The organism is Agrobacterium fabrum str. C58, assembly GCF_000092025.1.
GTDB lineage: Bacteria > Pseudomonadota > Alphaproteobacteria > Rhizobiales > Rhizobiaceae > Agrobacterium > Agrobacterium fabrum.
Window position 1 is genome coordinate 1,142,787 of record NC_003063.2, and the last position, 24,411, is coordinate 1,167,197.

Annotated in this window: 21 protein-coding genes; 5 read left to right on the plus strand and 16 right to left on the minus strand. The window is 60.6% G+C overall.

Going from position 1 to position 24,411, the window contains the following annotated elements:
- Nucleotides 1–2 precede the first annotated feature (2 nt).
- The 6 genes from recX to ATU_RS18840 form a co-directional block, all read right to left on the minus strand.
- Nucleotides 3–593 (minus strand): recombination regulator RecX, encoded by a 591-nt coding sequence (gene recX, locus ATU_RS18815; RefSeq protein ID WP_035255714.1) that lies wholly within the window; start codon nucleotides 591–593, stop codon nucleotides 3–5.
- A 70-nt stretch (nucleotides 594–663) separates the two neighbouring features.
- Nucleotides 664–1,584 carry an SMP-30/gluconolactonase/LRE family protein gene (locus tag ATU_RS18820; protein WP_010973511.1) on the minus strand — a complete coding sequence of 307 codons (921 nt, stop codon included), beginning with the start codon at nucleotides 1,582–1,584 and terminating at the stop codon, nucleotides 664–666.
- A gap of 34 nt (nucleotides 1,585–1,618) precedes the next feature.
- Complete coding sequence (locus ATU_RS18825) at nucleotides 1,619–2,566, minus strand: ABC transporter permease (protein WP_006313732.1); 948 nt, start codon at nucleotides 2,564–2,566, stop codon at nucleotides 1,619–1,621.
- The gene (locus ATU_RS18830; RefSeq protein ID WP_006313733.1) at nucleotides 2,563–3,504 is read right to left on the minus strand and encodes an ABC transporter permease; all 942 of its coding nucleotides are present in this window, start codon (nucleotides 3,502–3,504) and stop codon (nucleotides 2,563–2,565) included. The genes ATU_RS18825 and ATU_RS18830 overlap by 4 nt, the downstream gene beginning before the upstream one ends.
- The gene (locus tag ATU_RS18835) at nucleotides 3,501–4,964 is read right to left on the minus strand and encodes an ATP-binding cassette domain-containing protein (RefSeq protein WP_010973512.1); all 1,464 of its coding nucleotides are present in this window, start codon (nucleotides 4,962–4,964) and stop codon (nucleotides 3,501–3,503) included. The genes ATU_RS18830 and ATU_RS18835 overlap by 4 nt, the downstream gene beginning before the upstream one ends.
- A 102-nt stretch (nucleotides 4,965–5,066) precedes the next feature.
- The gene (locus ATU_RS18840) at nucleotides 5,067–6,083 is read right to left on the minus strand and encodes an ABC transporter substrate-binding protein (RefSeq protein WP_006313735.1); all 1,017 of its coding nucleotides are present in this window, start codon (nucleotides 6,081–6,083) and stop codon (nucleotides 5,067–5,069) included.
- Between the two features lie 308 nt (nucleotides 6,084–6,391).
- Between ATU_RS18840 and ATU_RS18845 the strand changes: the two genes are divergently transcribed.
- The gene (locus ATU_RS18845; RefSeq protein WP_010973514.1) at nucleotides 6,392–7,627 is read left to right on the plus strand and encodes a GAF domain-containing sensor histidine kinase; all 1,236 of its coding nucleotides are present in this window, start codon (nucleotides 6,392–6,394) and stop codon (nucleotides 7,625–7,627) included.
- Nucleotide 7,628: 1 nt separating this feature from the next.
- The gene (locus ATU_RS18850) at nucleotides 7,629–8,351 is read left to right on the plus strand and encodes a response regulator transcription factor (RefSeq protein WP_010973515.1); all 723 of its coding nucleotides are present in this window, start codon (nucleotides 7,629–7,631) and stop codon (nucleotides 8,349–8,351) included.
- Nucleotides 8,352–8,458: 107 nt separating this feature from the next.
- Here the strand turns inward: ATU_RS18850 and ATU_RS18855 are convergent, their stop codons facing one another.
- Nucleotides 8,459–9,475 carry a DNA topoisomerase IB gene (locus ATU_RS18855; RefSeq protein ID WP_010973516.1) on the minus strand — a complete coding sequence of 339 codons (1,017 nt, stop codon included), beginning with the start codon at nucleotides 9,473–9,475 and terminating at the stop codon, nucleotides 8,459–8,461.
- Nucleotides 9,476–9,562: 87 nt separating this feature from the next.
- Nucleotides 9,563–10,792 (minus strand): PQQ-dependent sugar dehydrogenase, encoded by a 1,230-nt coding sequence (locus ATU_RS18860; RefSeq protein WP_010973517.1) that lies wholly within the window; start codon nucleotides 10,790–10,792, stop codon nucleotides 9,563–9,565.
- A 184-nt stretch (nucleotides 10,793–10,976) separates the two neighbouring features.
- On the opposite strand from ATU_RS18860, the gene ATU_RS18865 reads away from it, so the two are divergent.
- Nucleotides 10,977–11,162 carry a hypothetical protein gene (locus tag ATU_RS18865; protein ID WP_006313740.1) on the plus strand — a complete coding sequence of 62 codons (186 nt, stop codon included), beginning with the start codon at nucleotides 10,977–10,979 and terminating at the stop codon, nucleotides 11,160–11,162.
- On the opposite strand, the gene ATU_RS18870 is transcribed toward ATU_RS18865, so the two are convergent.
- Genes ATU_RS18870 through ATU_RS18880 form a run of 3 tightly spaced genes read right to left on the minus strand, consistent with a single transcriptional unit; the run spans nucleotide 11,163 to nucleotide 13,104 of the window.
- Nucleotides 11,163–11,789 (minus strand): class I SAM-dependent methyltransferase, encoded by a 627-nt coding sequence (locus ATU_RS18870; RefSeq protein WP_006313741.1) that lies wholly within the window; start codon nucleotides 11,787–11,789, stop codon nucleotides 11,163–11,165.
- Nucleotides 11,790–11,797: 8 nt separating this feature from the next.
- A complete protein-coding gene (locus ATU_RS18875) occupies nucleotides 11,798–12,466 on the minus strand; it encodes a pseudouridine synthase (RefSeq protein WP_010973520.1) in 669 nt (222 codons plus the stop codon).
- Nucleotides 12,467–12,516: 50 nt separating this feature from the next.
- The gene (locus tag ATU_RS18880; protein ID WP_006313743.1) at nucleotides 12,517–13,104 is read right to left on the minus strand and encodes an IMPACT family protein; all 588 of its coding nucleotides are present in this window, start codon (nucleotides 13,102–13,104) and stop codon (nucleotides 12,517–12,519) included.
- A 52-nt stretch (nucleotides 13,105–13,156) separates the two neighbouring features.
- Here ATU_RS18880 and ATU_RS18885 point away from each other — a divergent pair, with 52 nt between their 5' ends.
- Nucleotides 13,157–14,401, plus strand: a complete 1,245-nt coding sequence (locus tag ATU_RS18885) for a TIGR03862 family flavoprotein (protein ID WP_035255720.1) — start codon at nucleotides 13,157–13,159, stop codon at nucleotides 14,399–14,401.
- On the opposite strand, the gene ATU_RS18890 is transcribed toward ATU_RS18885, so the two are convergent.
- The 3 genes from ATU_RS18890 to ATU_RS18900 all read right to left on the minus strand — a co-directional run bounded on the left by ATU_RS18890 (nucleotide 14,393) and on the right by ATU_RS18900 (nucleotide 17,551).
- On the minus strand, nucleotides 14,393–15,454 hold the full coding sequence (locus tag ATU_RS18890; RefSeq protein ID WP_006313745.1) for a quaternary amine ABC transporter ATP-binding protein: 1,062 nt from the start codon (nucleotides 15,452–15,454) through the stop codon (nucleotides 14,393–14,395). The two genes, ATU_RS18885 and ATU_RS18890, sit on opposite strands and share 9 nt — an antisense overlap.
- Nucleotides 15,447–16,334 (minus strand): ABC transporter permease, encoded by an 888-nt coding sequence (locus tag ATU_RS18895; RefSeq protein WP_006313746.1) that lies wholly within the window; start codon nucleotides 16,332–16,334, stop codon nucleotides 15,447–15,449. The genes ATU_RS18890 and ATU_RS18895 overlap by 8 nt, the downstream gene beginning before the upstream one ends.
- A gap of 218 nt (nucleotides 16,335–16,552) precedes the next feature.
- A complete protein-coding gene (locus ATU_RS18900) occupies nucleotides 16,553–17,551 on the minus strand; it encodes an ABC transporter substrate-binding protein (protein WP_010973523.1) in 999 nt (332 codons plus the stop codon).
- Between the two features lie 363 nt (nucleotides 17,552–17,914).
- On the opposite strand from ATU_RS18900, the gene ATU_RS18905 reads away from it, so the two are divergent.
- Nucleotides 17,915–20,890, plus strand: coding sequence for a hybrid sensor histidine kinase/response regulator (locus ATU_RS18905; protein ID WP_010973524.1), 2,976 nt, complete (start codon nucleotides 17,915–17,917; stop codon nucleotides 20,888–20,890).
- Between the two features lie 24 nt (nucleotides 20,891–20,914).
- On the opposite strand, the gene ATU_RS18910 is transcribed toward ATU_RS18905, so the two are convergent.
- Complete coding sequence (locus ATU_RS18910) at nucleotides 20,915–21,859, minus strand: 2-hydroxyacid dehydrogenase (protein ID WP_010973525.1); 945 nt, start codon at nucleotides 21,857–21,859, stop codon at nucleotides 20,915–20,917.
- Nucleotides 21,860–21,983: 124 nt separating this feature from the next.
- Nucleotides 21,984–24,332, minus strand: coding sequence for a polysaccharide biosynthesis tyrosine autokinase (locus ATU_RS18915; protein WP_035255763.1), 2,349 nt, complete (start codon nucleotides 24,330–24,332; stop codon nucleotides 21,984–21,986).
- Nucleotides 24,333–24,411: the final 79 nt, after the last annotated feature.

The window sequence follows — 24,411 nt, forward strand, 5'->3', positions numbered from 1 at the left end:
TGTCAGAGGGGAGCGTCGGAGAGGATGTCTTCCGCCTCTTCCGTCGTCATCGCCATCACCTTCGCGCCGATCTCGAAACTGAAGCCGTTGCGGGCGAAAGCGGAAAATTCCTTGGCCTTGCGTTTTTCGTCCGGTTCGACACGGCGATAAGGCCCGAAAGCGCGTTTGCGCGCGAAGATGACGGCGGCAACCAGATCATTGGTCTCCTGCAACGCGGCCGTTGCCGTTTCCCGGGCGACGCCCTTGATCTGGAGTTTCTGCGCCAGCCCACGTTTTGACTTGCCGCTGCGCTGGCCGCTTCTGACGGTAATCTCCGCATAGGCCGTATCGTCAAGCGCCTTGATGCCATAAGCGAAAGTCACGGCAAATTCGCCAAGTGCCTTCACCTGCGCCGGGCCGATATCCTCGAATTTTTCCCGGGCCTTGCGCATGATGGCGTCGCGCAGCTGCTTTTCCGTCATCATGCGCTGTTGCAGCCGGTAGAGAGCGGAATTGCGCGCCCAGGAAAGCATACGGCTGGTGGGCTCAACGGCCTGCGCTTCGCCGTCGAATTCCATATCGTCAGTCAGGAAAGGGCTGGAATCGTCACTCATGGCGCATTTATAACGCGCTTGAGCCGTCTTGCCAGTTCCCTCCCGGCCTGAATTCTTCGGTTTCGGCGTCTCAGGGCGTCTGCGCGCCTGTTGCGGCGACATAAACCGAATAGAGCGATTTCGTTGCGGTGATGAACAGGCGGTTCTTCTTCGGGCCGCCGAAGGTGAGGTTCGCCACCGTCTGCGGCACCTTGATCTTGCCGATCAGCCTACCGTCAGGCGCAAAGCAATGAACGCCATCGCCGGCGCTGGTCCAGAGATTACCGGCGGTATCCAGGCGGAAGCCATCCGGCAGGCCATTGTCGAGATTGCAGAATTCCCGGCCGTTGGCGAGCCTCACACCGTCCACCACGTCGAAGACGCGGATATGGCGCGGGCGGGATATATCGTGGCTATAGGAGCTGTCGGCGACATAAAGCTTCGTCTCATCGGGCGAGAATGCAAGGCCGTTCGGCTGCACGAAATCGTCGATGGCGATGTCGATCTTTCCGGTTGCGGGGTCGAGCCTGTAGACATTGCGCGTCTTCTGCTCCGGTTCGGCCTTGTAGCCCTCGTAATCGGAGAGAATGCCGTAGGTCGGGTCGGTGAACCAGACGCTGCCGTCGGATTTGACGACGACATCATTGGGTGAGTTCAATCTTTTGCCGCCATAGCTGTCGGCAAGAACGGTGATCGAGCCGTCAACCTCGGTGCGGGTGACGCGCCGGCCGCCATGTTCGCAGGAGACAAGCCGCCCCTGCCGGTCGCGGGTATTGCCGTTGGTGAAGTTAGAGGGCTGACGGAATACCGAAATCCCGCCATCCGGCACCCAGCGCAACATGCGTTCATTGGGAATATCGCTGAACAGCAGGCAGTTTAGATCGGCAAACCACACCGGGCCTTCGGCCCAGCGGCAGCCGGAATAAAGCTCTTCCAGTTCCGCATTGCCGACGATCAGATGGCGGAAGCGGTCATCGTGGATTTCGTAAGGGGAGGTCTTGTCTGTGGTCATGAGCGTGATCCGCTTGAGAGCTTGTCGTTTGGGTTCAGCGCGTGGCCTTGCGGCCGCTTGCCAGAAGAATGACTGAAATGATGATGAGGCCGGTGAGGATGAGGCGGATGCCGGCGCCGAAACCATAGGTGTTCAGCATCGATACCACCAGGAACATGAAAAGCGAGGCGCCCCAGATACCAGGAACGTTGGAATCCCCGCCTGACACCGCGGTGCCGCCGATAACCACGACGGCGATGGACATCAGCAGATATTCCGATCCCATGTTGAGCGCCGCACCTCCCGAGAAGCTGGCGAGGAGATAACCGGCAATCGCCGCCAGCACGGCGCAGAGCACATAGGTGACGAAACGGGTGCCATCCACGGGAATGCCGGTCATGCGGGCAGCGAAGGTACTCTGGCCGATGGCGGCAATCCAGCGTCCGTAAAATGTGCGGTCGAGCAGCAGCCAGGCGATGACCGACAGCAGCAGCGCAACAAGCGCCACATTCGGAATGCCGAATGAGCTTGATATCGCGAATGTCGCCAATGTTTCCGGCGGCTTGATGCGCAGGCCGCGGTTCGACCAGATGGCGATGGATTGTACGATGAAGCTCATCGACAGCGTCGCTATGATCGGGGGAATGCGCAGGAGCTTGATCAGCGCATAGTTGCCGATGCCGATGGCAATGCCGATCAGGATGGCGATCAGCAGTCCGGGCAGGATGAGGCTGTCGGACACATCCATAAATTTCAGGGCGAGCGTGCCCGACAAAGTCATCGTTGCGGGAACGCAGAGATCGATATTACCCGGCCCGAGCGTGATCACGAACATCTGGCCGATGCCGACGATGACTGAGAAGGCCGCAAAGGTGAGCGCCGCATGCGACAGCCCGAAGGAGCTTGCGCCGCCGGTGAAGAGCACGGTGATGATCCACACCGCAGCCGTTGCGGCAAAGGACCAGATCCATGGTTTTCTGGTGAAAGACGAAAGCCCGTTCATTGATTTTTCTCCCGCTTTTCGAGACGGTTGAGCAGGATGCGCAGCGCCAGCACGATGATGAGGATCGCCCCCTGAGCGCCGATCTGCCAGTCCGGCGAAATGCGCATGAAGGAGAGGAACGAGCCGGCGAGCGTCAGCGTCAGTGCGCCGATGACGGCACCGATGGGCGACACCCTGCCGCCAACGAATTCACCACCGCCGAGGATGACGCCGGCAATCGACAGCAGCGTGTAACGCAGGGCGATATTGGCATCGGCCGCAGTGGTCAGCCCGACAAGGGCGATGCCCGAAAGCACCGCGAAGAAACCGGCGAGCGCAAAGGTTGCGGCGCGAATGCCGACGACCGACCAGCCGGAGCGCTCGACCGAGCGGAAATTGCCGCCAACCCCGCGCATCAGCACACCGAAGGAGGAGCGCATGACGATGTAATGGGCGACGACAGCAATCAGGATGCTGGCGACGATGGCGATCGGCACGAAGGGCGGTTTCGCCGTCATCAGCGTGCGGATGAAGGCGGGTGCCTGACCGCCGGGCGAGGGCAGGATCAGCACGGCAAGGCCGCCCCAGACGAAACTCATGCCAAGGGTGACGACGATGGAAGGCAGGTTGCGGATGTGGATCACTGCGCCCAGTACCGCGTAAACCGCAATCGCCCCGGCGAAAATCGCAATGCCTGTCAGCGGCGAGGTCTGCAGAAAGGTGGCGGTGACGCAGGCGCAGAAGCTGACGAAGGTGCCCATCGACAGGTCGAGATCGTTGACAGACATGATCAGCATCTGCGCAATGGTGGCGAGTGCGATCGGCACCGCCAGATTGAACAGCAGGTTCATGCCGGTATAGCTCATGGCACGCGGCTGCATATAGAAAACGGCGGCGAGCAGGAAAGCGAGCGAGGCGGCGGGAATGATCAGGCGGAGGGCGTTTGCCGAGAGTTTCATGCGTGGTCCTCTCCGGCAAAGGAGGCAGCCAGCACATTCTGCTCGGTAATCTCATCGCCGACGAGTTCCGCCTGAATGGCGCCATCGCGGAAGACATAAACGCGGTCGCAGAGACGGATTTCATCCATTTCGGTGGAATACCAGATGAAGGTGCGGCCATGGGAGGCTTCGGTTCTCAAGATGTCATAGACCTCCTGTTTGGTGCCGATATCAACGCCGCGCATCGGGTCATCCATCAAAACGGTGCTGGCGGTGGTGGCGAGCGCGCGGGCGAAAAGCACCTTCTGCTGGTTGCCGCCGGAAAGGGACAGGATCTTATTGCCCATATCAGGCGTGCGGATTTCGATGCGCTTTTTCCACTGATCGCCGCGTTCGGTTTCCTTCGTCCTGTCCACCATGCCTGCGGATGAAATATCCCTGAGCGAGGTGATGGAGAGGTTCTTGAGGATGCTCCACAGCGGGAAGGTGCCGTTCAGGCTGCGGTCACCCGCGACAAAGGCGATATCGGTCTTGCGCGCCGGCAGCCAGCTGCTGTTGCGGGCAAGGTAAAGCTCGAGAAGCGCTTCGGTCTGGCCATGGCCGCCAAGACCGGCAAGGCCGATGATCTCACCGCGAAAGGCCTCGAAGGCAAGGCCTTCGCCCCGGCGCGCCGGCATGGACAGCACCTTTTCGCCCGCCTTGCGGTTTTCGCTTTTCTGCCTGTCCTGTTGCTTGACGACGCTGCCCATGGCCTCCACCAGCGTGCGCGTGGTGAATTCGCCCGCTGGCCGGTTGGCCACCACGCGGCCATCCTTCATGACCACGATGCGGGTGGCGGTCGAAAGAATTTCGCCAAGAATATGCGAGATCAGCAGCACCGAACCGCCCGTGCGGACAAAACGGCGGACATAATCCATCAATTGTTCGGCAAGGCCAGCATCGAGCGACGAGGTGGGCTCATCGAGGATCACCAGCCTCGGGGCGTCAGGCGTGCTGCAGAAATTGATGGCGATTTCCACCATCTGCCGTTCGGCGATGGAAAGTTCGGCAATCGTCAATTCACAATCGATGCCATGGCCGGGAAAAATCTCATCGAGCGTCTGGCGGATCATGACGAGTGCCCGCCCGCGCCAGTTCCGCCCGCTGATAGCGGCATGCATGATGCGGACATTTTCGCTGATCGTCAGGTTCGGGCAGAGCGACAGTTCCTGAAACACGCAGCGCACGCCGCTGGCACGCGCGGCCGCGATGCCTTGGCGGTTCCGGTCACTGCCGTAGGAAATGGAGCCTTCATGCGGCGTCAGCCCGCCATTGATGACGTTGACGATGGTGGATTTGCCCGCGCCATTATGGCCGACGAGCCCGAGGCATTCCCCGGCACGGATAACGAGATCGGCCCCATCCAGCGCCTTGACCGCGCCGAACACGACCTTCACGCCGCGCGCGGCGACGACTTCTTCCGCCTCGATGATGTCATTCATGAGCAATTACGCCAGTGATCTGAAAAAGGATAATATCGGTGGCTGTTGCGGCGCCCGTTTTTAGGAGCGCCGCAATCGGTCACATCGGGACGGTGCCCGGCCTTATTTGGCCGAGGCGATGGCCTTCTGGGCGTCTTCCTGCGAATATTCCACATTCGCGACGCCGCCCTTCTGGGTGTTCTTGAGGTTATCCTCAAGATTGCCCTGGTCGATGCGCAGGAAAGGAACGGTCAGGTCCTTTTTCACGTCCTTGCCGTCGAGGATCTGCTGCGCCACCCAGAAAGCGAGCGTCGAGACACCGGGGGCGATGGAGACCGACATGGTCTCGTAGCCGCTCGCGTCCTTCTGCTGTTTCCACCATTGCAGCTCGTCTTCGCGATTGCCCATGACGATGGTGGGGGTCGGGCGCTTGGCGGCGGCGAAGGCTTGTGCCGCACCGTAACCGTCACCGCCCTGTGTCACGACAGCCGCGACTTCCGGAAGGCTCGGCAGAATGCCGGCAACGGCGCGCTGGGCAACATCCTGCGCCCAGTCGCCATTGACCGAACCGACAATCTTGAACTGCGGGTTCTTGGCGACACCGGCGGCGATGCCGGCATGGATTTCGTCATCCACGGAAACGCCGGCGAGACCGCGGATTTCGAGCAGGTTGCCGCCCTTCGGCATGGCCTTGGCAAGATAATCGATCTGGCTTTCGCCCATCGCCTTGAAATCGACGGCGATGCGCCAGGCGCAAGGCTCGGTGACAATACCATCGAAAGACACGACGGTGATGCCGGCATCACAGGCTTCCTTCACCGCGCCGTTAAGCGCGGTCGGCGAAGCGGCGTTGATGACGATGGCGTCATAACCCTGCAGGATGAGGTTCTGGATCTGGGCTGCCTGTTCGGTCGCCTGGTTTTCGGCGGTCGTGAAGGCGTCGGCGGCGGCCACCTGTTTGTCGGCCACGGCCTGCTTGGTGATCTTGTCCCAGCTGGTCAGCATCGCCTGACGCCAGGAATTGCCTGCGTAATTGTTTGAGAGCGCGATTTTTTTGGCCGACGTATCGGCGTGAGCGGTGATCGGCAGAGCTGCGCATGCGACAGCGGCCGATGCCAGAAGCATCTTTCTGAAAGCCATTGATTTCCTCCCTGGTGGCTTGCCCTTTCGGGGTCCGGAACCCTCACCTGCCGCAAATCTCCTCGGCGGCAGACGAAATCCCGTTGCACTGGAGCTCCGTTCCCCAGTACAAACGAGAATGACCAAGAAGGTTTGGCTTGTATAGGCGGATCACGGCAATCTTCCTGCGGGTTTCCGCAGAAAGCATGCGGGAACCCGCAGGACGAAACGGCATTGCCGGGCGCAGAATGAATGATGCGGCGTTCTGATGTGTTTAAAACTGCGCCGCCTGATGTCTATTAGGCAGGCGCTTGGGAGGGCGTCCGCACATGCTGGATACGCCGAAAAGCGCTCTTTTCCACCACTATATGGGTATTGCGCGGCTGCTCGCCGGGCAGCTGGAATTTAATGCCATCATTCAGGCTGTCGCCACCGAGATCAGCCATATCATCCCGCATGATCATATGGATGTCTGCATCAAGCAGTTGGATGACAAATATCACATTGCCTATGAGAGCGGGCTCGTCAGCGCCTGGAGCCGGCAGCCGCCGGCCCTTCTGACCGGAAGCCCGATCCGCTCGTTGCTGTCAGGCGCCGTGGAACACCTGCTGAGCGGTGATGCCTGTTCCGATCCGCGCTTTCATTTCGAAGGCGCTTTTTCGAGCCCCATCATCGAGCTTAATCTGCATAGCCGCCTGCATGTGCCGATGAAGGTGCATGGCGACATTATCGGCGCGCTCAGTTGCTCCTCGCACCAGTCGAATGCCTATACGATGGAGGATGTGGCGAATGCCCGCGCGGTCGCCGATATGCTGGCGCCCTATTTCTATGCCATCCGCGCCGCCGAACAGGCCAAGCGCTCAGCCATCGAGGAGGCGCGCGCCAATGCCCGCGAAGAAGGTCTGCGCCTCGGCGCGCTGCAATTGACGGAGGCGCTGGAGGCCGAGCGGCAGCGCATCGGCATGGACCTGCATGATCAGACGCTGGCCGATCTGGCACGGCTTGCGCGGCGTATCGAGCGCATGAGCCATTCCGCCGATGTTTCCGGCGAGATGCTGGAACCGGTGGTGCGCAGCCTGCAGCATTGCATGCAGGACCTGCGCGAAATCATCGAGGAGGCAAAACCCTCGATCCTGCAATTGTTCGGCGTCGTTGAGGCCATCGAGACCTATGTGGACCGCTCCGTGCGCGACAGCGGCTCGTATATAGAGTGGTCTGTAACGGATGAGACGGGCGGGCTGGTGGAAAGGCTCGACAAGACGGTGGCCATCTCGCTGTTCCGCATCGTACAGGAGGCGGTCAATAACGCCATTCGTCATGCCCAGCCGGAAACCATTGCCGTGAACCTCACCGCCGTCGATGGCGGGCTCAGGGTGACAGTCAGCGATGACGGCAATGGCGGCGGTGATGGCGCTGCTTCCGGCGGTCTCGGCATCGGCAACATGAAGACACGGGCGCGGCTGATCTCGGCGAGATTCGATATCGGCGGCAATCGCAACGGGGCGGGTACATGCATCACCGTGATCCTGCCGGAAGACGCTTTCGATCATCGGGAGGATGTGTGACATGGACGTGCTGATCGTCGAGGACGATGCGCTGCACCGCGCCTATCTGAATGAGGCCGTCAGAGCTGCCCTGCCGGAATGCGACAAGGTACTGGAGGCGGCCAACGGTAGGACGGGGGAAAAGCTCGCGCGGGAAAACCGGGCAGCCCATATCGTCATGGATTTGCAGATGAACGAGCGCAACGGCATCGAGGCGGCGCGCACGATCTGGAAGGAGCGGCCGGATACCCGCATCCTGTTCTGGTCGAACTATTCGGATGAGGCCTATGTGCGCGGTGTGTCCCGTATCGTGCCGGAAGGTGCGGCCTATGGCTATGTGCTGAAATCGGCCTCTGATGACCGCCTGCGGCTGGCGCTGCGCAGCATCTTCATCGAGGCGCAATGCGTGATCGACCGGGAAGTGCGCGGCCTTCAGGAAAAAAGCCTCGGCAAGGCGCATGGTTTTACCGATTCCGAATATGAAATTCTCGTCGATGTCGCGCTGGGCCTCACCGACAAGGCGATTGCCCGCCGCCGCAACCTGTCGCTGCGCAGCGTGCAGAACCGGCTGCAAAGCCTCTATGAAAAGCTGAACGTGCATCAGGCGCCGGGTGATGACGATGCGGAAGGCCGGTATAATCTCCGAACCCGCGCCGTGACAGTGGCTTTCCTGCGCAAGCTGCTGAATTACAGCGCGCTGGAAAGGGCCGAGCGAGAGCTGGCGGAATGGGCGGGGAGCCGCTGACCGCTAGAGCACATCCGCTCTAAACGGAAGCGGCGGATGTGCTCTATCTTTTTGTTTTATCGCATTATCCGGGCGTAAAACCGCGACGCACTTTTACTGGAAATGCTCTAAGGCAGGAAGGCCAGCAGCCGTCTTTCATCGGCCCTGAGGCCGGAGACGGGTTTTGCACCGACCTTCAGGATGCGACCGAGTTTTTTCCGGGCTTTTTCTTCTGTCGCAATGTCGAGAACGGCCGGGTGCACATAGCTCTTGCGGCAGATGGCGGGCGTGTTGGAAAGCTCGGCTGCCGCGGCTTGGCACATGCCCTTTATGCTCGGTTTTTCACCCGCCGCGACGTGTTCCATCGCGTTGCAGAAGGCCGCCAGCGTTCCGCCCCAGGTGCGGAAGGTCTTGGCCGAAATGCCCTGACCGCCAATGCCTGAGAGGTAGGCGTTGAGATCGCTGGAATCGACGGAATGCACCCGGTTCTCGCTGTCCTGCCAGACAAAGAGTTCCTTGCCGGGCAGGTCGGCGATTTCCTCGAGGATTTTCTGAAGGCGCGGGTGGCGCAACTGCCGTTTCACTTTCTGCCCGCCCTTGGCGGCAAAACGCAGTTCGATGGTTTCACCGAAGGACACATGGCGTTTGAGCAGGGTCGTCGCGCCATAGGTGCCGTTGGTTTCGAGATAGGAGCGATTGCCGACGCGCAGATAGGCGGCGTCAAGAAGGAGAGTGAGTGCCGCAAGCGTCATCTCCTGCCCATGGTCCTGCTTCCCAATATCCGCCATCGCGCGGCGACGTATGGCCGGCAGCGCCTTACCGAAGCTCTTGAGCTGGAAGAATTTCGTCTCACCTCTGAGCGCATGCCAGTCGGGATGATAGCGATATTGTTTTCGCCCGCGCGCATCAAAGCCGGTGGCCTGTAGATGGCCCGCCGGGTCGATGCAAATCCATACGTCTCTATAGGCGGGCGGCACGCCGAGCGATTTGATACGCTTCAGTTCGACGCTATCGGAGAGCAGATCGCCGCCCGGTAGCCGGTAACAGAAACCGCGCCCGCGCTTTTCACGGGCAATCCCCGGCTCCTGGTCATTGACATAGGCAAGCCCGATTTTGGCAAGAAGGCGGGTCGGCGGTTGTGGCATTGTTTTTCCCGGCAGGTTTCGCGCTGCGGCAAACGAAAAACAGGCCGCCTTCGTTCCGGCAGCCTGTCGTTCCGATCACGAGTTTTCTCAACCGGCCTTGGCGATCCGCAGAATCTGCGAGTTTCCACCACCACGCTCTTCCGTCACGGCGTAGACCGCGCCATCCGGCCCGATCTTGACGTCGCGGATACGCGCTTCAAGCGGCAGGCGGCTTTCGGTCGCGACCTTGTCGCCGTCGATGTGCAGGATAACGAGACCCTGACTCACCAGGCCACCGACAATGAAGGAACCCTTCCATTCGGGAATCTGGTCGCCGTCATAATAGGCCATGCCGGAGGGGCCGATGACCGGGTCCCAATAATAGACCGGTTGCTCCATGCCCTCCTTGGCCGTGACACCGTCACCGACGGATCGGCCGCTATATTCGACGCCATAGGTGATGACCGGCCAACCATAATTCAGTCCCGCTTTCGGCAGGTTCAGCTCATCGCCGCCCTTGGGGCCATGTTCCACGGTCCAGAGCCTGCCCTGATCGTCCAGCGCCGCCGCCTGCATGTTGCGGTGACCGTAACTCCAGATTTCGGGAAGCGCATTCTGCTGACCGGCAAAGGGGTTGCCCTCAAGCGCCTTGCCTTCGGTATCGATGCGGAAAACCTTGCCGAGACCGCTCGATAGATCCTGCGCCTGCACACGCGGCTTTGCGTCCGAACGTTCACCGACGGTGACGTAAAGCTCGTTGTTCGGGCCGAAAACGAGGCGGGAGCCGAAATGTTTGTCGCCGTCATAGGTCGGCATCTGGCGGAAAATCACTGCAACATCTTCAAGTTTCGCCGCGCCGCCCTCTTCGGTCAGCTTGGCGGAGGCCACGGAGGTGCCGTTGCCGCCATCACGCGGTTCGGAGAAAGAGAAGAATATCTTGCGCGATGTCTCGAAATCCGGCGCCAGCGCGATGTCGAGAAGACCGCCCTGCCCATCGGAGGCGACATCGGGCACGCCGTCAATCGCAGGGCCGGCTTTGCCGTCGGCGACGATATGCATGGCGCCCTCTTTGGCAGCGACGATCATCCGGCCATCGGGCAGGAATTCCATGGACCACAGATGCGGCAGGCCTTCGGCGACAACGGTTTTTTCAACGTTTGGCTGGGTGGCAGCCTGCGGCGCCCGGGTCTGGCCCTCAAAAGCCGGTTTCTGATCCGGCGCATTCGGCCGTTTGGTTTCGGCAGCCGGAGCGGTCTGGGCGTGGGCGGCGCCGGCAAGCGGCACGGCGAGCAGCGCGCACAGGATCGTCGAACTCAGAAATCGGTTGTTGTGGAACATGGGTCTCCCTTCCATCGTTAAGGTCACGCAGGAAACCATTTGGGTAGAATTTCGTTTCCTTCGAGAGTTTCAAGAAAACTTGATCATTGCGTGTGTAGACGCCACGCTCTTTTCTCATCCATGCGAATTCATAGGGAACCGCGAGGCGTGGGCGACGTTTGGCCTCTGTTATACGGAGGGTGCCATGCAGATCATCGACAACAAGACGATAGACGGAAACAGACCGAAGCCGATCCTCAACGTCGCGGAATTCTGCCGCCGTTACCGGCTGGACAAGGCCGAGGAAGTCAGGCTCAGAAAGCTGTTCGGCGAGTTCGCTTCGCGGCACGAGCTTTTGATGAATGCACAGCGCAGGCCAAACTTTCGCTGATCATTCCTGCTGGTCGAGAGAGTTCCCGAAGATCATGAAGACATCATAGCGCGTATTCTTGCCGATGATCTGGTGTGAGGGCTTGCGAATGCCCGGCATCGGATCGGCGCGCAGCGGCCATTTCAGCACCACCCGCTTTGTTGCATGGGCAAGCGCCACCTCCATCAGCTCCACCTGATCCGGATCGGAGCCCACTAGTTCCCTCAGCACCCGCATTTCTTTTTTCACCAGCGCCGTATTGTGGCGGGGCGGATGCATGGGGTCGATGACCACCACCTCGGGTGAAAGCTCTTTCAGCAATTGACGGGAATCACCCTGCAGCAGCGTCATGCGCGACGCCGCCTCGGCATAGGCGCCGCCCGCTTCCAGGGCGCGGCTGATACCATCAGCGAGATGAGCATGCATGCCAGGCGAACGTTCGATAAGGGTGACCTCGGCTCCCAACGATGCGAGCAGGAAGGCATCCCGCCCCAGCCCGGCCGTTGCATCGACGATTTTCGGCGTGCGGCCTTTAGTGAAACCGGCGGCTTTCGGCAGGGCCTGTCCGCGCCCTTCGCCGGAGCGGAAACGGTGGCCAACCGCACCGCCAACAAAATCCACCACGAAACTTTCGTTTTGTTCCTTCATCTGCGACCTCAGAACGGGCAGGGCACGGTATAGGTGACGTCACGGCCATCCGGATGGCGGAAGCCAACCTCTTGCGCATGCAGCATCAGGCGCGGCGCGGCGGTAAGTGCTTCACCTTCGGCATAAAATTCATCGCCGAGAATGGGGTGGCCTAGCGCCTTCATATGCACACGCAATTGGTGGGTGCGGCCGGTAAGGGGCGTAAGCGCCAGCCTCGTCGCGGGAAGCGGCAATCGCTCCAGGACGCGCCAAAGGCTTTGCGCCGGCTTGCCATTTTCATGGTCCACCCGGTGGCGGGGCTTGTTGTCGGGGTCGATCGCCAGCGGCAGGTCCACTTCGCCTTCTTCGCCCGCCACCGTGCCCCAGACGATGGCCACATAGGATTTGCGCGTTTCACGCTTCTCGAACTGGGCTGCGATTGCCGCATGCGCCTTGCGGTTGAGCGACATCAGCACGATGCCTGACGTGTCCTTGTCCAGCCGGTTGATCATCAGCGCTTTCGGAAACTGCTTCTGCACCCGCGTCATCAGGCTGTCGGAAAGCGCCGGATCGCGCCCCGGCACGGACAGAAGCCCGCTCGGCTTGTCCAGAACCAGCAGGTCGTCATCGCGGTGCACGATGGTGAGCCAGGGGTCGAGCGGCGGATTGTAGATGGGGTTGGAAAGCTTAAGTGACATATCGCTTCCTTAGCACGAATTGCGCATTCGGACAGTCGCTGGAAAATGCGCTAGTCCGGAATATGCAGATTGACGCGCCCGCTGGTCAGGTCGCTCAGAAGCCGGGTCAGCCGTTCGGCTTCTTCGGCCGGAACGGAGAGCAGCATATCCGCGCCGGTGCCGGTGAATTCCTCCCTCTCCAGCCGCAGGTTCGGCGTGGCAGAGAGCCGCGATTTCACCAGCGCCAGATCGGAAAAGGGGCAGCTCAAGGTCGCGCTGACATAGGCGATGACGGGTGAAGTCTCGCCGAGCCGGAGGCAGGCCGCCGCCGTGCCGCCATAGGCGCGCATCAGCCCGCCGCTGCCGAGCAGGATGCCGCCGAACCAGCGGATGACGAGAACCGCGACATTATCCAGCGCCTGACCGTCTATCGCCTGAAGGATCGGTTTTCCCGCCGTGCCGGAAGGCTCGCCATCGTCGCTGAAACGATATGTCTGACCCGTTCGCCAGGCCCAGCAATTATGGTTGGCATCGGGGTCCGAATGCACTGCCAGAAAGTTCTTCGCATCCTCCTCGCCGGTTACCGGTGCGGCAAAGGCGATGAAGCGGCTTTTTTTGATATCCTGCGAAAAGGTAACGGGGCGGTCGAGCGTGAACATCCGCGTTCAATATCGCATATATTCGCACCCGGAAATCGGTATAAGGCTCTCAATGGCAAAGATGGCTAAGGAGAGGGTTTTGAGCGAGGCGAGGCAGGTCGCGATTATCGGCGGCGGGCCGGCGGGGCTGATGGCAGCCGAGATGCTCTCGGCCGCGGGCCATGCCGTGACGGTGTTCGAGGCTATGCCGACCGTGGCGCGCAAATTACTGATGGCCGGAAAATCCGGTCTCAACATCACTCATGCCGAAGATTACGACAGTTTCCGCCACCGTTTTGGCGAGGCGGAACCGAGACTGCGCGCCGCCCTTGATAATTTCACGCCTGAGATGCTGCGCGACTGGGCTGAGCGGCTGGGGCAGGAAACCTTCGTCGGCACCTCCGGCCGGGTGTTTCCGAGGGTGATGAAGGCGTCGCCGCTGTTGCGCGCCTGGCTTGCGCGACTGGAAGCGCAGGGCGTCACCATCCAGACGCGACATCGCTGGACGGGTTTTTCCGGCGACCGGCTGGTGTTTGCAACGCCTGGCGGCGAGGTCACCATCAAGGCTGATGCCGCGTTGCTGGCGCTCGGTGGCGCGAGCTGGCCACGGCTCGGCTCCGATGCCGCCTGGGTGCCGGTGCTGGCGCAGAAGGGTGTGGAAGTTTCCCCGTTCCGCCCCGCCAATTGCGGTTTCGACGTCGATTGGAGCGATATTTTCCGCGAGCGTTTTGCTGGCGAGGCCGTCAAATCCACGGTGACGATTTCTCCGGCCGGTGCATTTCAGGGCGAGTTCGTGATTACGAAACATGGCATCGAGGGCAGCGTCATCTATGCCCATTCCGCCGCACTGCGCGACCGGCTGGAACAGGCAGGCGGCGCGGCGCTCGCGGTTGATCTTGCGCCCGGACGCACGGTGGAACGGCTCTGCCGCGATCTGGAAAAGCTCGGCCGGAAGGAGAGTTTCGCAAACCGCATGCGTAAGGCCGCCGGTCTCTCCGCCGTCAAGGTCGGGCTGCTGCGGGAAATCTTCCCTGATATTGCGGCCATGCCGGATGGTTTCGTCGCAGCGAGACTGAAACACCTGGAGATACCGCTCCTGCGGCCGCGGCCGATTGCCGAGGCGATTTCGGCAGCGGGCGGCGTCGCGTGGAGCGGTGTTGACGAGAACTACATGCTGGAAAGCATCCCCGGCATATTCGTTGCCGGGGAAATGCTGGACTGGGAGGCACCAACCGGCGGTTATCTCCTGACCGCCTGTTTCGCCACCGGCAAGGCGGCGGCGAAGGGTTTGGCCGGGTGGCTTGAAAGTTCAGCCTGACAGCCGTTCCGCCATGCCGCCTTCCTCGCCACGCGCGGTCCTGACGAGGCAGTGCATGATGGCGTCGGTGGTGACAGTGCCGAGCACCTTGCCATTTTCTCCTGCGACCGTGGCGCTGCTGACATTTTCCCGCACGAGCGCCCGCAGGCCTTCCTCGACCGTCATATCCGCGTCGAGCTGAAGGCGGGACTGGCCGGAAAATTCCGGCTGCACGATGGCGCCGAGGCGAATGACCCTGCCGCGATTGACCTCTTCCACGAAGGCCTCGATATAGCTGTCGGCTGGTGACATCACGATCTCGGCGGCCGTGCCCTGCTGGATGATCTCGCCGTCACGCAGGATGGCGATCTTGTCGCCAAGCCGCAGCGCCTCGTCGAGATCGTGGGTGATGAAGACCACGGTCTTCTTCAACTCCTTCTGCAATTCCAGCAGCACCGTCTGCATGTCGACACGGATCAGTGGATCGAGTGCGGAATAGGCCTCGTCCATCAACAGGATTTCGGCATTGTTGGTGAGCGCGCGGGCGAGGCCGACACGCTGCTGCATGCCGCCGGAAAGCTGGTTGGGATAATGGTTGGAAAAACCCTCGAGCCCCACGCGCCTGATCCAGACTTCGGCCCGCTCCTCGCGTTCGCGTTTGTCGATACCCTGCACTTCAAGGCCGTAGACGACATTCTGCAGCACGTTTCGATGCGGCAGCAGGCCGAATTTCTGGAATACCATCGCCGTCTTGTGGCGGCGGAATTCCAGAAGATCCGCTTCGTTGAGGCGACAGACATCGGTGCCGCCATAGAGGATTTCGCCGGCGGTCGGGTCGATCAGCCGATTGACGTGGCGGATCAGCGTCGATTTGCCCGAGCCGGAAAGGCCCATGATCACGGTGATCTGCCCGCCCGGCATGGTGATGTTGATGTCACGCAGGCCAAGCACATGGCCATGCGTGGTGTTGAGCTCAGCCTTGGACATGCCGGCCTTCACGGCTTCGACATGATTTGCCGCCTTGGAGCCGAAAATCTTGTAGAGGCTGCGAATTTCGATCGATTGACTAGCCATGCGCCACTTCCCGGTGTTTTTGCAGACGAAGGCCATAGGCCTGGCTGATGCGGTCGAAGATGATGGCGATGCCGACGATGGCAAGCCCGTTGAACACGCCCAGCGTGAAATACTGGTTGGCGATGGCCTTCAGCACCGGCTGGCCAAGACCCTGCACGCCGATCATGGAGGCGATGACGACCATGGCGAGCGCCATCATGATGGTCTGGTTGATACCGGCCATGATGGTGGGGAGTGCGAGCGGCAGCTGCACCTTGAACAGTTTCTGGCGCTTCGAGGATCCGAAAGCGTCGGCCGCCTCCAGCACGTCGTGGTCGACCATGCGGATACCGAGATTGGTCAGCCGGATCATGGGCGGAATGGCGTAGATGATGACGGCGATGACGCCAGGCACGCGGCCGATGCCCAAAAGCATGACGACGGGAATGAGATAAACGAAGCTCGGCATCGTCTGCATCACGTCGAGGACGGGATTAACCACGTTCTGCAGGCGGTTCGATCGCGCCATGGCGATGCCGATCGGCAATCCGATGACGATGGACATGACCGCGCAGACGAAGATCATCGAGACCGTCTTCATCGTGTCTTCCCACATGCCGAACCAGCCGATGGCGAAGAGAATGCCGCAACACAGTGAAACGATGGTAGCGCTGCGGCTGGCAAACCAGGCGAGCGCGCCGACAATAAGAATAACGACCGGCCAGGGTGCGCCGATCAAAAGCCTTTCCGCCCAGATGAGAAAGCTCTGCAGGGGGGTGAACAGCCCCTCAATCGCGCCGCCATAGGTTCGGGTGAAGCCCCGGAATCCCTCGTCGATGACTTTTTTCAGCGCACGCAGAGCATCGTCATTCATGGTCGGAAATTTGAAAAGCCATTCCATATCCTGTTCTCCATGAAGAACCGGAGGCGGGGATCTATATCCTCCGCACTCCGGGAGTAAAATCGCCAGAGCGCCGCGCGTCCTTGAGGATACAGGGCGGAACACTCTGTTGAACCGGCGCATCATCGCCCGGAAGCCGTCAGGCATTCCGGAGCCGATGCGGCGCGGCGTCGCCACTGGCGAACGCCGGTTGCCGGGCAGATATGTGAGGACGCGCTTTAAAGGGCGGCCTTGACCTTTTCCGCGACTTCAGGAGAGACCCAGCCCTTCCAGAGGGCTTCGTTTTCCTTCAGGAATTGCTTGGCGCCGTCTTCACCGGTTGCCTGGTTGTCGGTCATCCAGGCGATCAACTTGTTGACAGTGGCGTTGGTCCAGGCGCGCTTGTTGAGATAGTCCATGGCCGGGCCGGCACGGTCGGCAAAGCTCTTGCTGACGAGCGTCTGCACGTCATCCACTTGCCATGCGTTTGGCTTCGGGTCCGGACAATCGGCAACCGAGGTGCAGCGCTTCCATTCGGCCGCATCATATTCCGTGCCGAAACCGAGCTTCACCATCTCATATTTGCCGAGCAACGACGTGGGGGCCCAATAATAACCGACCCATGGCTGCTTGGCTTCGTAAGCCTTGGCGATGGAACCGTCGAGGCCTGCGGCCGAGCCGGTATCGACGAGGGTGAAGCCCGCCTTTTCACCGCCGAAAGCCTTGAAGAGCTGTGCGGTGACAACAGTGCCGCCCCAGCCCTGCGGGCCGTTGAACACGGCGCCCTTGGACTTGTCTTCCGGCGCGGGGAACAGTTCGGGGTGTTTGAAAAGGTCAGGAATGGTCTTGAGATCGGGATTGGCATCGGCGAGATATTTCGGAATCCACCAGCCCTGGACGGCACCGTCCGACAGGATCTTGGCGGCCGCGACGACCTTGCCGCCTTCCAGTCCGTGCTTGACGATTTCCGGCTGCAGGCTGACCCAGGCCTCGGGGGCGATATCCGGCTGGCCTTTTTCGGCCATGGAGGTCAATGTCGGCACGGTGTCGCCAGTCACGATTTCGGCGGAGCAACCATAGCCTTTTTCAAGAATGAACTTATCGAGATTGGCGGCGACTTCGGCGGATTGCCAGTTCATGCTGGCGATCGTCACGTTTCCGCAGTCGGCGGCATAGGCCGCGCCGCCTGAAAAGGCGAAGCCGGCAGAAAGAATTGTGGCACCCAAAAGTATTTTCATTTTTGTTCCCTCTGGTCGCGGTGTGGCGAAGACCCGGGCGCTGACGGCACCGCGACCGCCAGCACCCTTATTGAGGCTTAATAATTTCTTTGTGGCCATTCCGTTTGCGGCAGTTTCTGGCGTATTGAGGATGGCAATCGGTAAGCAAAGCCGCTTGTGAAGGGTTTTATTAGTGAAATTTTCGGTGCGAAGGCTCTGAATTTTCACGTTCTTTAGCGGTTGCGACACGAAATTTGTGACGTGGTGGAACTTTTTCGATTTTTTGAAAAACCTCTGGAACAATAAGCGGAAGTTTCTGTTTTCTTGGACTTTTCTCTCGTCGTGTATTACGGGAGGTTTCCTCTCGATTTGTGGTGATGTTGAATGACCAATCTTCGTGCTGCCCCGGTATGGCCGATCGGTGGCGGTGAAACGGGTGAGCTTGTGCGCCGCTTCGACTGGTCGAAGACATCGCTCGGTCCTATTTGCGACTGGCCGCAAAATCTGAGGCAGAAGGCCAATTCCGTCGTCAACTCTCCTATTCCGCAAGTGCTGATGTGGGGGAGCGACCATGTGATGATCTACAATGACGGTTATGCCGAGATCGCCGGCAATTATCACCCGCGGGCACTTGGCGGAACGGTGCCCGGCATCTGGCCGGAAATATGGGACTGGAACAGCCGCATCCTGGAAGCCGGTTTCCGCGGCGAGGTGATGGCCTATCGCGACCAGCCAATGACGCTCATGCGACATGGCGTGCCGGAAGAGGTGATCTTCGATCTGTTCTACACGCCGATCTATAACGAGGGCGGCACGGTGGACGGCGTTTTATGCACCGTGCTTGAAAATACCGATAAGGTGAGGGCGCTGGAGGCGCTTGAGCAGAGCCGCATGGAGCTTAGCCGGCTGACGAATGCCCTGCCTATTCTGGTCGGATATGTCGATCGTGACTACGTCTATAGATTCGCCAATGACGGCTATCTGGAATGGTTCGGACGACGTGCCGAGGAGGTGATCGGCCGCAGCGTGCCCGACATCGTCGGCGCGGCGTTTTTCGAAGCCCGCAGGACCTATCTCGACCGGGCGCTTGCCGGTGAGAAGATCGTTTCCGACACGGTGATCCGCAGGCCGGACGGCAGCCTGCGCGCCGCCGAAATCAGCTATGTGCCGCGCTATATTTCGGATGGCTCCATCGATGGCATCTATGTGCTGATCATCGACATCGAGGAACGCAAGCGCTCGGAGCAGGAAATCCTCATCAGCAACAACCGTTTCCGCGCAGCGGTGGAGGCGGTGCATGGCGTGTTGTGGACCAACAGCGCCGATGGCAGGATGCGGGGCGAGCAGCCCGCCTGGACCGCCATGACCGGACAAACCCCTGAAGAATATCAGGATTTTGGCTGGGCGGACGCGGTTCACCCGGAAGACAGGCAGGGGTCTGTTGATAGCTGGAACAGGGCGGTCGCGGAAAAGTCGACCTACCTCTGGGAACATCGGGTGCGCCGCCATGACGGCGTCTACCGCACTTTTTCGATCCGCGGCGTGCCGATTTTCGACAAGGACGGCGCCATTGCCGAATGGGTCGGGGTTCACACGGATATTACCGAGCAACGGCAATCGGAAGACACCCTCAAGGAACATGCCAGTAATCTCGAGCGCGAGATTCGTCACCGCATCCGGGCGGAAGAGCAGCTTCGGCAATTGAACGAAGGCCTGGAAGCGCGTGTCGAGATGGAAATGGCGGAGCGCCGCCAGACCGAAAAGGCGTTGCAGCAGGCGCAGAAGATGGAATCCATCGGCCAGCTGACGGGCGGCGTGGCGCATGATTTCAACAATCTTCTGCAGGTGATCGCGGGCAATCTGCAATTGCTGTCTAAGGATGTGATCGGCAATGAACGCGCCGAAAGGCGGCTGGAAAATGCGCTTGCCGGTGTCCATCGTGGTGCAAAGCTCGCCAGCCAGCTGCTGGCCTTCGGCCGCCGACAGGCGCTGGAGCCGCGCGTCATTAATATCGCCCGTTTCGTGACCGGCATGGATGATCTTTTGCGCCGTTCGCTCGGCGAGGGGATAGAGGTGGAGGTCATTACGTCAGGTGGTCTCTGGAACACCTATGCCGATCCCAACCAGGTGGAGAATGCGTTGCTCAATCTCGCCATCAATGCGCGCGACGCCATGGAGGGGCACGGCAAGCTGACCATCGAAGTTGGCAATGCGGTTCTCGATCGTGATTATGCCCGCAAGCATTCCGAGGTTTCGGCGGGGCAATATGTGATGCTCGCTGTCACCGATACGGGATCGGGCATGTCGCCTGAGATCCTCGAAAAGGTCTTCGAGCCGTTCTTTTCGACAAAACCGGAGGGCAAGGGCACCGGTCTCGGTCTTTCGATGGTCTATGGTTTCGCGAAACAATCGAGCGGCCACGTCAACATCTATAGCGAGGTGGGGCAGGGCACGACGGTGAAGATGTATCTGCCGCGCTCCGCTGCCGATGAGGACAGGGAAGTGGTGATGCCGACCGGTCCCGTCGAGGGCGGAACGGAAACCATTCTGGTGGTGGAGGATGACGAGGAAGTGCGCAACACCGTCGTTGAGACGCTTGGTGACCTCGGTTACCGGGTGCTGACCGCCCGTGATGCGCAGGCCGGCCTGACGGTGGTGGAAAGCGGCATTCCGATCGATGTCATCTTCACCGACGTGGTGATGCCCGGGTCTTTGAAGAGCCGGGAAATGGCGCGCCGCGCGCAGGAGCGGCTGCCCAACCTCGCCGTTCTCTTCACGTCCGGTTACACGGAAAACTCCATCGTGCACGGCGGCAAGCTGGATGCCGGGGTGGAACTGCTTTCCAAGCCCTATACACGCGAAGCACTGGCACGGCGCCTTCGCCATGTGATCGCCAATCGCAAGCAGGTATCGCTGTCGAGAGCACAACCGGCGGCCACGAACGGTTATTCCAAACTTTCCCAAACCGCGAGCGCGGTCGACAGCGAAAACAGGTCTATCCGCGTGCTGCTGGTCGAGGACGATGAGTTGATCCGGATGAATTCGACGGAAATGCTTTCGGATAGCGGTTTTGCCGTCGTCGAGGCGGGAAATGCCGCGCAGGCGCTGGAGGTGATCGAGGCGGACCCGATAGACGTTCTCGTTACCGATCTCGGCCTGCCCGACATGAAGGGCGGCGAGCTGGCGGCGGAGGCCCTGCGCCGCAAGCCGGGGCTTGCCATCGTGTTTGCGACGGGTGACAGCCATCTGCCGGAAGGGGCGCCCGAAAGCGCGGTGCTGCTGACCAAGCCCTATGACGAGCAGCAGATCGTCGCGGCCGTCGAACGGGCTCATACGGCAAAGGCGACGGGGGCGGAATAGGCCGCCCGCCGTCTTGTCGCCGGCTCAGTAACCGCGGATCATGTCGACCGTGTCCGGTAGCCTGCCGGTCTCCCGCCAGATGCGGACGTTCCCCGCCACGATGCGGGCCGAACTCTCCCGGCTTGTCGGCGCGGAAATATGCGGCAGGACGGTGACTTTCGGGTGCCGCCAGAACGACGAAGCCGTCGGCAGCGGCTCCTGTTCGAAGACATCGAGAACGGCGTGGGAAATCCGGCCGGAATCGAGAGCAGAGAGCAGGTCATCGGCGACAATGACGGCGCCACGGGCGAAATTGATGAGTGCGGCCCCCTGTTTCATCACGGCGAGACGTCCGGCGTCGAGAAGCCCGCGCGTCGCATCGGTGAGCGGCACGAGGCAGACGAGAATGTCGCTTTTTTCGAGCAATGTTTGCAGCCCGTCATCGCCGGTCAGTGTTTCCACACCCGCAATTGCCTTCTCCGAACGGCTCCAGCCACTGACGTTGAAACCGGCATGGGTGAGGCGCTCCGCTGCCGCCCTTCCGAGCGCCCCAAGGCCGAGCAGGCCGATGGTCATCTCGCCGGGGTGACGATAGTCCAGCTCCTGCCAGAGCGCCTTTTCTTGGTTCTTGCGATAGGCCGGCATGTCGCGCTGCAGATAGTAGGTCCATGCGAGCACGGCTTCCGCCATCACACGGGAAAGCTCGGGGTCCTTTAATCGAACGATGGGCGGGGCTTTTTCACCCAGTTCCAGCACCAATCGCTCAACACCTGCCCACAGGCTGTGGATCCATGTGAGGCTAGGAAGTGCGGCAATATCGGCGGGATCGGGATTGGCGACGATGGCGAAATCCACCCGGCTTTTCTGTTCCGCGCTCAATTCGGAAAAGGAAAGGATGTCTTCTTCCGGCATGGCGGCGCGCAGCGCCTGTTTCCAGACGGCTTCCGTTTCCGCATTCATCCGCGAAACAAAGGCGATGGGTGATGGCATGAGATTGATCCTGCTTGCGATTTGGCTTTCCGCCATCAATGCGCATTTCGCCGGGCAATGCCATCGGTTTATCGATCGTACCCTAGCAGAAAAAAGGCCCGGTTTTCACCAGGCCGTTTCATGATCAGGCATCTTCCTTTACGGGCGGCTTTGCGTCGCCGTAATAGGCCGAGAATTTCTCGTGATAATGCTCCGAGCCGCCGGGGCCGGCATAACGCTGCAATTCCGTCATGTCGGTCTTGTTGAGCACGATGCCAAGCGTCTTGTTGGCGATCTGCGGTTCGTTGGCCATCAGGTTCTGCACCATTTGGATCGGCGTTTTGCCCCATTCGGTCACGAAGACGAAGCCGTCCACCTGCGGCGCAAAAGCTTTGGCGTCGATCACGGGAACGACAGGCGCAAGGTCAACGATGATGTAATCGCAGGCTTCGCGGGCAGAATCGATGAATTTGCGCATGCCGGAGGAGGAGAGCAATTCACTCGAATGGGCGAACTGGTTGCTCGTGGAAACCGGCAGGATACCCATCTTGGTGCGGGTATCTACCTTCACCGCCTGCGTCCACGGAACTTCATCGAGGACGACTTCCACCAGACCGGCGGATTGGCGTGTCGTCAGCATGCGGCTGAGGCCGGGATTGCGGATATCGGCGTCCACGACCAGCGTGCGTTTGCCTGTAGAGGCAATCAGCCCGGCGAGGTTGAGTGCCACGACCGACTTGCCTTCGTTCGGCAGGCAGGAAATGACGCCGATGACACGGCACTGGCGCTCCTGAATGACGACATCCGCCGTCAGTTTCACGTTGCGCAGCGTTTCGGCGAAACTGGAGCGCGGGCTGTCGACGGCAAGTCGCAGCATTTTCTGGAAGGAGACCTGCCCGCTTTCGTCAAGCGTAGCGTTCTCGCCGCCGGGGGTGGCGGCGCTGGTGCCGGCCTTGGCATTTTCCACGCCTCTTTCGCCGATGAAGGGCAGGTAGCCCAGGAAACGCATGCGCAGATTGTCTCGCACATCGTTGCCGGTGTGGAAGAAGCGATCACGAAATTCCAGAAGTGCGGCGATACCGCCACCCAGCATTAGGCCGAGGATGACCGAAAGCGCCATGGTCATGGTCTTTTTCGGGCTGGAAGGTGATGTCGGCAGACCGGCTTCGGAAATGATGCGGGCCTTGGCGATCGGCAGCGACTGTTTCTGCGAAGCCTCCTCGAAACGACCGAGATAGGATTGGTAGAGGGTGCGCAACGCCGTTGCCCGCTGCTCGAGTTCGCGCAACTGCACCATGGTGATATTGGCTTCGGAATTGCGGCCAGCGACCTTGTCGATATTGTCCCGCAGCGACTGAACGCGAGAATTGGCAACATCAAACTCGTTCTTGAAGCTGCCGGTCAGCTGCTGCAATTCCTGGAAGATTTGCTGCGACAACTCTTTTTTCTCGGCGTCGAGTGCGGTCGCCTGCGGGTGGTCAGCGCCGAATTGCTGGACGATGCCGCGCTGCCGGTCGGAAATGGTGATGTAGCGCTTGCGCAAATCCTGAATGACCGAATTGTCGGTATCACGGGCGGAGACAACGGCATTGTCTACAGCCGTTTCCGGTCCACGGTCGATAATCGATTTATACTGGCTGTAGCGGGCAGATGCCGTGGCGGCATCCGCCTGCGCAGCAATCAGTTGGCCGTTAAGATCGGCAAGCTGGCTTTCCGACATGAGTTCGCCGCGTGAGGACACGATATTGTTGTCGGACCGGAACTTCTGGACTGCGAGCTCCGCCGCCTGGGCGCGCTGGTTGAGGTCGGTCATGCGCTCCTGCAACCATACGGAGGCGCGCTCGCTGGCGTCGAAATTGGCGTTCAGCTGTTCGGTAAGGTAGGCCTGCGCATAGGTCTTGGCGATCTGCGCGGCGAGTTGCCGGTCGGTCGAGCGGGTTGAGATGGCGATGACCGAGCTGCGGCCGACACGTTCCACCGCCAGCGACTGCTGCAGCATGGCGGCCGCCTTTTCGCGGCGTCCGGCGCGGATCGCGGCCTCGGAGACCGGTGGATCGCCCGGCAGGACGAGATCGAGGATGCCGCGCACGGAAGATTTGACGAGTTCGACTGGCGACATCGGCGGATTGACGATGGTGTCGTTCTCGTCGAGCTTGGCCTTGTCGACCACGGTCAGCGCCATTTCCTTGGATTTGAGGATTTCCACGGCGCTGGCGATGCGGTTGTCGACGATCTGCGCGGCCGGCACCGGAGATTCCTCTTCCGCATAGCGGGACAGGCTTTCATCCAAGAGCACCTGCGTCATGGCGGTGTAGACGGGGGTCGCGAGCACCAGATAGAGGCCGGCGAGAACGACGGCGGCAATGACGGAGGCGGCAATGACATTGGCACGACGCACCACGGCGGCCCACAGGCGGTCGAGGTCGATGAACGTGTCGGAATCCTTGCCGGATTCCGGAAAACCAATATTGGATTTAAAGGTCTTGTGGTGCATGGACCTACCTTGTGAATTAAAAATGGTACGCGGGAAGCCGAGCATCGCTCGCCTTCCCGCCTCCCGTTATCAGTGCGCC